The sequence below is a fragment of the Dietzia sp. HMSC21D01 genome, from assembly GCF_001815995.1.
In the GTDB taxonomy this organism is placed as follows: Bacteria; Actinomycetota; Actinomycetes; order Mycobacteriales; family Mycobacteriaceae; genus Dietzia; species Dietzia cinnamea.
This window is the reverse complement of the sequence record NZ_KV823984.1, coordinates 1-7,760: the sequence shown is the minus strand read 5'-3', so window position 1 is coordinate 7,760 and position 7,760 is coordinate 1. Positions and strand designations below refer to the sequence as shown.

The window sequence follows — 7,760 nt, the reverse complement described above, 5'->3', positions numbered from 1 at the left end:
GCCCGGTCAAGGGCGAGGTCCTCCGCCTGCGGTCCCGCCCCGGGTGTGAGGACCCGCCCCGCGGCGTCGTGCGGGCCTTCGTCCGGGGCCGGCCGCTGTACCTGGTGCCGCGCGCCGGCGGTCTCGTCGTGGGCGCCACCCAGTACGAACACGGCGACGACCGGCAGGTCACCGTCGCCGGGGTCCGCGACCTGCTCGCCGACGCCGAGACGATCTTCCCCGGCGTCGGCGAGTACGAACTCGCCGAGATGATCGCCGGACTGCGGCCGATGTCGCCGGACAATCTGCCGATCCTCGGGGTCGACCCCGCCGACCCGCGGATCGTCCACGCCACCGGGCACGGACGCAACGGGATCGCGTTGACGCCGGTCACCGCTGCGACCGTCGTCGCGACGCTGCTGGGGCGGTCGGCCCCGGGGGCGGCGGGCGCGGCGTCGCCCGACCGCTTCGCCCGCTCCTGACCCCGGTCGTGCCCGACGGCTACGGTGGTGCCGTACGTCACGACTTCCTGCAGGAGGCCCCCATGATCGTCACCGTGAACGGTGAGGACCGCACCCTGGCCGATGGCGCGACCGTCCGCGCGCTCGTCGCCGAACTGGACCTGCCCGACGAGGGCGTCGCGATCGCCGTCGACGGCATGGTCGTGCCCGGCTCGAGCTGGGGTGACACCCCGCTCGACGCCGGCGCGGAGGTGGACGTCCTCACGGCGGTCCAGGGTGGCTGAGGCCGCCCCCGGCCCCGTCGACGCGCCCGCCGCCCCCGACCACGGGGCGCGCGTCGCCGAGGTGCTGGACTCGCCGCTGGTCATCGCCGGTGAGGAGATCGGCTCCCGGCTCATCACCGGCACCGGCGGTGCCGGCAACCAGGAGGTCCTGCGCGAGGCGTTGATCGCCTCGGGCACCGCCCTGACCACCGTGTCGATCCGCAAGGTCGACCTGCGCCTCGGCTCGGACGGCCTCGGACTACTCGGGCTGCTGCGCGAGCTCGGCATCCGCCCGCTGCCCAACACCGCCGGGTGCCGGAGTGCCTCAGAGGCGGTCAAGACGGCCCGCCTGGCCCGCGAGGCGCTCGGCACCAACTGGGTCAAGTTGGAGGTGATCGCCGACGAGCGCACGCTCCTGCCCGACGGACTGGAACTCGTCGAGGCGGCCGAGGACCTGGTCGACGACGGCTTCGTCGTCCTCCCCTACACCACCGATGATCCCGTCCTGGCCCGCCGACTGGAGGATGTGGGCTGCGCGGCCGTGATGCCCCTGGGCGCGCCGATCGGCACCGGGCTGGGCATCTGCAACCCGCACAACCTGGAGATGATCGTCGAGCGCGCCGGGGTCCCGGTGATCTGCGACGCGGGGATCGGCACCGCCTCCGACGCCGCACTGGCCATGGAGCTCGGCTGCGACGGTGTCCTGCTCGCCACCGCCGTCACCCGGGCGGAGAACCCGCCGCTCATGGCCGCGGCGATGCGCGAGGCCGTCCGGGCCGGGCACGCCGCCCGCCTTGCGGGGCGGATCCCCAAACGCTTCTGGGCGCAGGCGTCCAGCCCGCCGGTCGACTGAGGCCCTACCGGCCGCCCGACAGCATGCGCGCGACCCGCCCGCCACCCCGCCGGCGGTCAGTCCTCGCTGCGCGGCACCCGCCGCACGCCGATCCCGCCCATGAGCGCCAGCCCGGTGACCCGGATGACCGGGGCGCCGGGCGGGGCCTGGCGGACCGGTCGCGGATCGGGCTTCCAGCTCCCGGACTCCTCGCCGAAGCCCCCCATCAGCCCCAGGCCCTCGATCTCCACATGGATGTCGTCGGGGACGTAGATGTCGATGCCGCCCATGATCGCGAACGCCCGGATCGTCGTCTCGTGGGACTGCAACGAGGCGCCACGCAGGTCGATCTCGATGCCGCCCATCAGCGCGAACGCGGTGTGCACGGAGGGAAGGGTCCACGCCCCCGCCCGCTCGACGCCTCCCATGATCGCCAGCGAGTAGGCGGGCCCGCTGGCCCCGGTGACGCCCCCGGTGACGCGACGCGCCGGGGCCCCGTGCGGCCGGGTCGCGGGCGTCGAGTCGTGCTCGTGGTGGGCGATTGGCAGGTCGTGCGTCAGCTCGATGAGCTCGGACCGGAAGCGTGCGGCGTACGCCCGCGAGGTCCGGTCATCGAATTCGGCGAGCGTGAGCCTCCCCTCCGAGAAGGACTCCCGGAGGAGCTTGGCGGTGGCGTCGCGCTCGGCGTCGGAGGCGCGGACCGACGGCAGATGGCGATCCGGCTCGGGCGTGACGTCATCCATGGTCACGAGCCTAGTACTGCACTACCTGTACGCGGGCTGAGTAGGTGAACGCACGCTGCCCGCGCCCCGGCAGGCAGACTGGGGACCATGATCGAGGTACGGAATCTCACCAAGCGCTTCGGCGCCTCCACCGCCGTGGACGACCTCAGCTTCGAGGTCCGTCCCGGCGTCGTCACCGGATTCCTCGGCCCGAACGGCGCCGGGAAGTCCACGACGATGCGGATGATGGTCGGTCTCGACACCCCCACGTCTGGGCAGGCACTGATCAACGGCACCCCGTACCGCGAGTTGGATCGCCCCGCCCACAAGGTGGGCTGTCTGCTCGACGCGTCCTGGACCCACGCCAACCGCTCCGCCGGCGCGCACCTGAGGATGGTCGCCGCGGCGGGCGGGGTGGCCCCGGGCCGCGTCGACGAGGTGCTCGGCCTGGTCGGCCTCACCGACGTCGCCGGCCGCAAGGTCGGCGGATACTCGCTCGGCATGCGCCAGCGACTCGGTCTGGCCACCGCCATGCTCGGCGACCCCGAGGTCCTGCTGTTCGACGAGCCCGTCAACGGACTCGACCCCGAGGGGATCCTGTGGATCCGCCGTTTCATGCACGCGCGCGCCGCAGAGGGCCGCACCGTGCTCGTCTCCTCGCACCTGCTGTCGGAGATGGCGCAGACCGCCCAGGACCTCGTCGTGATCGGCCGCGGCAAGCTGCGCGCGCAGACCTCCGTCGAGGAGTTCCTCGACGCCGCCACATCCTCGGTGGTGTTGCGCACCCCGCACGTCGATGAGTTCACCGCCGCCGCGCGCGACGAGGGCATCGAGGCCACGTTCGACGCGGAACAGGGTGTCTTCCTCATCCAGAACCTCCGCGCGCCGCAGGTCGGCGATGTCGCCGCCAGCCTGGGGATCACCGTCCACGAACTGCACGAGAAGCGGGCGTCGCTGGAAGAGGCCTTCATGGCCCTCACCGACCAGGACGTCGAGTACCACGGTCAGGAGTCCACCCGATGAACCAGCTGAAGTCCGAGTGGATCAAAGTCACCACCACCAAGAGTGCCTACTGGCTGTACGCGATCGGCATCGGCCTGGCAGTGGTGCTCGCCGTGGTCATCGGCCAGTTCGAGCAGCCCGCCACAGGGGACCCGATGGCCGGTGCGCCCGGCGGCGGCAGTGACCCGCTGTTCGCGATCCTCGGCGTCAGTGCGTTCACCGTCCTGCTGGCGTGGATCGCCGCGATCGTCGGTGTGACCGGCGAGTACCGCTATCACACGATCAAGGCGACGTTCTTGACGACGCCGTCGCGCTGGCCTGCCATCCTGGCCAAGACCGCCCTGTTCACGGTGCTCTCGATGGTGGTCACAGCCATCGCGGTGATCCTGGCGCTCCTCGTGGCCGGGGCGCTCTCCGGAAACGAGGGCTGGACCCCGTTCTCCGGAGACGGGCTGACCTACCTGTGGCGCTTCCCCGTCTACGCCGCACTGGGGACGATCGCGGTCACGGGCCTGGCGTACATCATGCGCAACGCCGCCGGCACGATCTCCCTGTTCCTCGTGTGGATACTGGCCCTCGAGGGCATGGTCTCGTTGATCCCGCGGGTCGGCGAGGACATCGCCGCCTGGATGCCGTTCGCCAACGGTGACTACTGGACCCAGGGTGAGGCGGCCAAGGGCTACATCACCTGGGGTGAATGGCCGGCGTTCGCGCTCTACGCCGCGGTGTGCATCGTCCTGTGGGCCGTGGGCCTGGTGATGACCCTGCGCCGCGACGCCTGACCCTGCGCCGCGACGCCTGACCTCGGGCCGCGACCTCTGACCCGCGCCGGGGCGCCCGCGGATTCACGCTCGCGATGCGCCGGACTGGGCCGCCCTTCAGGGGTAGGGTCGGAATCGATACTCGGTCGGCCCTAAGGAGTCGAGATGACCGGCGGAACTTCGCTCAAGCTCGTCCACAACACCGATAGAGACCGTTTCGAGCTGTGGGACGGCGAGACCTTCATGGGACTGGTCGGGTACGAGAAGGACGGCGACGTCTACATCCTCCTGCACACCGTGATCGAGGAGCGGTTCGGTCAGCAGGGCATCGCCCGACTGCTGGTGAGCCTGGTCCTCACCCGCCTGCGGCTCGACGGGTTGAAGATCCGCCCGGTGTGCAGCTACGTGCGCCGCTTCCTCGTGCGGTTCCCCGAGTACCAGCTGCTCGTCGCCCCCAACTGACACGCCGCGTCACGCCGCGCGCACCACGGCCGGCTTCGCCACGGCGGGGAGGATGCTCGCCACGACGGGGGAGGATGTCCGACCCGATCCGTAGTGTGGGCGGCGGAAGACCGGCCAGCGAACAGGACACCTCATGACTTACCCGCCGCAGGGCGACAACGCCGACAACGCCGACAACACCGCCTCGTCCGGGTACACGGACTACTCCGCACAATCCGGATACGGCGGCCAGTCCGGTGCGGGGCAGGGCTCGTACGGGACAGGCGGCTACGGCCAGGAGGCGTACGGGCAGCAGGCGTACGGGCAGGGCTCCTACGGGCAGGGTGGCTACGGCTCGCAGACGCCCGCGTACTCCGGTTCGGGCGGCTTCGCCGCGGCTCCCGGTGCCCGCCCCGGGCCGCCGTCGAACGTGGGGTGGGCGGTCGCCTCGATCCTGTTCTTCTGGCCCCTGTCGTTCATCGCGATGACGCGGGCGCTGGAGGTCTACCCGCTCTGGGCCGCCGGGCGGTACGCCGAGGCCGAGGCCGCCAGTGCGACCGCCAAGCGGCTCGGGATGATCTCGCTCGCGATCGTGGCGGTCCTCATCATCCTGTACCTGATCTTCATCTTCGCGATGGTCGGCCTGGCCTCGAGCGGCTACTAACGCTCAGCCCGAGCACGCGCGCCGCCCACCCGGTGCCGGGTCGGCGGCGCGCCCGCACGCCTCAGGACAGGCCCAGGCGCGGTGCCTCGATCGCCGGGCACGCGTCCATGACCACGTCGAGACCGGCCTCCTTGGCCCGCTGCGCGGCGGCCTCGTCGATCACGCCCAGCTGCAGCCAGACGGCCTTCGCGCCCTTGGCGATGGCGTCGTCGACCACGCCCCCGGCGAGCTCGGAGTTGACGAACACGTCCACGACGTCGATCTCGCCGGGGACCGACGCCAGGTCCGGATACCCCTGCTGACCGTGGACCGTCTCGGCCTTCGGATGGACGGGCACGATCTCGTGACCGAGGTCCCGGACGAACGCGGCGATCCGGTACGCGGTGCGCGAGGTGTTCGAGGACAGACCGACGACGGCCCACCGCCCCCTCTGGGACAGCAGACGCTCGATGACGGCCGGATCATTGGAATGGCTCATACCCCGTGCAAGGCCCCGCGGCGCCCAGACATTCCCGCGCGAGCAATCAGTCCCCGACGGCGTCTGCGCGCGGGGCGCTTCCTTCGCAGGCTCAGTCAGTCCCCGACGGCGTCCTTGCCGCGCTGGACGATCCTCGGGTCCGGCTCGAACACCACCTGGTGGTCCTTCTCCGGGTAGTCGAACTGGTTGAGGAAGTAGCGCATCGCGTTGATGCGGGCCCGCTTCTTGTCGTTGGACTTGATGGTCGTCCACGGCGCCCACTCGGTGTCCGTGCGCCGGAACATCTCCTCTTTGGCCTCGGTGTACTCGTCCCACTTCCCGAGCGACTCCAGGTCCATGGGGGAGAGCTTCCACCGGCGCACGGGGTCCAGCTGGCGGATCGCGAACCGGGTCTTCTGCTCCTCGCGGGTCACCGAGAACCACAACTTGGTGAGCCCGATGCCCGACTCGACCAGCATCTTCTCGAACATCGGCGCCTGCTGCATGAACGTGGAGTACTGCTCGTCGGTGCAGAACCCCATGACCCGCTCGACGCCGGCGCGGTTGTACCAGGAGCGGTCGAACAGGACCAGCTCACCGCGGCTGGGCAGGTGGGTGACGTAGCGCTGGAAGTACCACTGGTGCAGCTCGGTCTCGGTGGGCTTGATGAGCGCCACGACGCGGGCCTGGCGGACGTTGATGTACTCGGTGAACCGCTTGATCGTCCCGCCCTTGCCGGCGGCGTCGCGGCCCTCGAACACGATCACCTGCCGGTGCCCGGACTCGGCCTGCCAGCGCTGGAATTTCAGCAGTTCGATCTGCAGGAGGTACTTCTCGACCTCGTACTGGTTGCGGTCCATCCGCTCGTCGTACGGGTAGTTCTCCCGCCACGTGTCGACCGCACGGCCGGTGATGTCGATGAGGTCTGGGTCCTCGCCGTGATCGTCACGGACGGTGAAGCCCTCGGCGCGCAGCCGGTCGATGTAGTGCCGCAGCTGGAACGTGGACATCTCAGTCGAGTTCCACCACGACGGGCGCGTGGTCGGAGGCCCCCTTCCCCTTGCGCTCCTCGCGGTCGATGAAGGCCCCGGTGACGCGGGCGGCCAGCGCGGGGGAGTGCAGCTGGAAGTCGATGCGCATGCCCTTGCGCTTGGGGAAGCTCAGCCCGGTGTAGTCCCAGTACGTGTAGACGCCGGGGCCCGGGGTGTGCTCGCGGGTGACCTCGCGGAACCCGGCGCCGTCGAAGGCGGCGAACGCGAGCCGCTCGGGCCCGGAGACGTGGGTCTTGCCCTCGAAGACCTCCATGTCCCACACGTCCTCGTCGAGCGGAGCGACGTTCCAGTCGCCCACGAGCGCGACCTGGGCGTCGGGGTCGGCGGCCAGTTCGGCGGCGGCGTGGTCACGCAGTCGGGCCAGCCACTCGAGCTTGTAGGTGTAGTGCGGGTCGGACAGTTCGCGGCCGTTGGGCACGTAGAGGCTGTAGACGCGGACGCCGTCGCACACCGCGGAGATCGCGCGCGCCTCCGGGTCCTGCGACTGCTCTGGATCTTTGTGGAAGCCGGGCATGCCGTCGAAGCCCAGTCGCACGTCCTCGAGCCCGACGCGCGAGGCCACGGCGACGCCGTTCCACTGGCTCAGGCCGTGGTGGGCGACCTCGTAACCGAGCTCGCGGAACTCCTCGTGCGGGAACTGCTCGTCCTTGCACTTGGTCTCCTGCATCGCCAGGACGTCGACGTCGGACCGGTCGAGCCAGGCGAGCACGCGGTCCTTGCGGGCTCGGATCGAGTTCACATTCCAGGTGGCCAGGCGCATGGGTGCGAGTCTATTGCGCGCCGCGCGGCGGCGTCACCGTGGGAGGCGGGGACTGGTCGACGACGACGAGGTGCCGCAGCGAATGGTGCGGTTCGAGTCCGAGCTTGGCCCACAGGCCGCGCCCGGCGGTGTTGTCCGCGAACACGTGCAGGTGACACTCCCGCGCGCCCAGGCCGAGTCCCCAGTCGACGAGCGCGCCGGTGACGACCTCCGCGAGGCCGCGGCGGCGGTGGGCGTCGGCGGTCTGCACGCAGGACACGGCGACGCGCGCCTGCCCGTCGGGCCCGGCGGTGACGGCGCCGCGGGCGATGGCGGCCAGCTCGCCGCCCTCTTCGAGGCGGGCGAACACGACGTGGCCGCCGGGGC

General features: G+C 70.9%; 12 protein-coding genes. 7 read left to right on the top strand and 5 right to left on the bottom strand.

Annotated features, from left to right (window positions below; all coding sequences use genetic code 11):
• The 3 genes from HMPREF3086_RS11655 to HMPREF3086_RS11645 form a co-directional block, all read left to right on the top strand.
• A partial coding sequence (locus HMPREF3086_RS11655) for an FAD-dependent oxidoreductase (RefSeq protein ID WP_141764073.1) occupies nt 1-461 on the top strand: 461 nt, incomplete at its 5' end.
• A gap of 62 nt (nt 462-523) precedes the next feature.
• Complete coding sequence (thiS, locus tag HMPREF3086_RS11650; protein WP_061228006.1) at nt 524-724, top strand: sulfur carrier protein ThiS; 201 nt, start codon at nt 524-526, stop codon at nt 722-724.
• Nucleotides 725-785: 61 nt separating this feature from the next.
• Nucleotides 786-1,556, top strand: a complete 771-nt coding sequence (locus HMPREF3086_RS11645) for a thiazole synthase (protein WP_061228007.1) — start codon at nt 786-788, stop codon at nt 1,554-1,556.
• A 56-nt stretch (nt 1,557-1,612) separates the two neighbouring features.
• Here the strand turns inward: HMPREF3086_RS11645 and HMPREF3086_RS11640 are convergent, their stop codons facing one another.
• Nucleotides 1,613-2,278: a DUF1707 SHOCT-like domain-containing protein gene (locus HMPREF3086_RS11640; RefSeq protein WP_061227927.1), complete on the bottom strand. Its 666-nt coding sequence runs from the start codon at nt 2,276-2,278 to the stop codon at nt 1,613-1,615.
• A gap of 87 nt (nt 2,279-2,365) precedes the next feature.
• Between HMPREF3086_RS11640 and HMPREF3086_RS11635 the strand changes: the two genes are divergently transcribed.
• From HMPREF3086_RS11635 to HMPREF3086_RS11620, 4 genes are all read left to right on the top strand, one after another.
• Entirely contained in the window at nt 2,366-3,280 is a 915-nt protein-coding gene (locus HMPREF3086_RS11635) for an ABC transporter ATP-binding protein (RefSeq protein ID WP_061227928.1), read from the top strand.
• Nucleotides 3,277-4,041 (top strand): ABC transporter permease, encoded by a 765-nt coding sequence (locus HMPREF3086_RS11630; protein WP_061915303.1) that lies wholly within the window; start codon nt 3,277-3,279, stop codon nt 4,039-4,041. Before HMPREF3086_RS11635 ends, HMPREF3086_RS11630 begins: the two co-directional genes overlap by 4 nt.
• A gap of 144 nt (nt 4,042-4,185) precedes the next feature.
• Complete coding sequence (locus HMPREF3086_RS11625; protein ID WP_007627316.1) at nt 4,186-4,482, top strand: GNAT family N-acetyltransferase; 297 nt, start codon at nt 4,186-4,188, stop codon at nt 4,480-4,482.
• A 133-nt stretch (nt 4,483-4,615) separates the two neighbouring features.
• Nucleotides 4,616-5,125 (top strand): CD225/dispanin family protein, encoded by a 510-nt coding sequence (locus HMPREF3086_RS11620; protein WP_061915306.1) that lies wholly within the window; start codon nt 4,616-4,618, stop codon nt 5,123-5,125.
• A gap of 61 nt (nt 5,126-5,186) precedes the next feature.
• Here the strand turns inward: HMPREF3086_RS11620 and HMPREF3086_RS11615 are convergent, their stop codons facing one another.
• The 4 genes from HMPREF3086_RS11615 to HMPREF3086_RS11600 all read right to left on the bottom strand — a co-directional run.
• Nucleotides 5,187-5,603, bottom strand: coding sequence for a CoA-binding protein (locus HMPREF3086_RS11615; protein WP_061227931.1), 417 nt, complete (start codon nt 5,601-5,603; stop codon nt 5,187-5,189).
• 95 nt (nt 5,604-5,698) lie between these two features.
• Complete coding sequence (gene ppk2, locus HMPREF3086_RS11610; protein ID WP_061227932.1) at nt 5,699-6,592, bottom strand: polyphosphate kinase 2; 894 nt, start codon at nt 6,590-6,592, stop codon at nt 5,699-5,701.
• 1 nt (nt 6,593) lies between these two features.
• Entirely contained in the window at nt 6,594-7,394 is an 801-nt protein-coding gene (locus tag HMPREF3086_RS11605) for an exodeoxyribonuclease III (protein WP_061227933.1), read from the bottom strand.
• A 10-nt stretch (nt 7,395-7,404) separates the two neighbouring features.
• A partial coding sequence (locus HMPREF3086_RS11600) for a GNAT family N-acetyltransferase (protein WP_141764072.1) occupies nt 7,405-7,760 on the bottom strand: 356 nt, incomplete at its 5' end.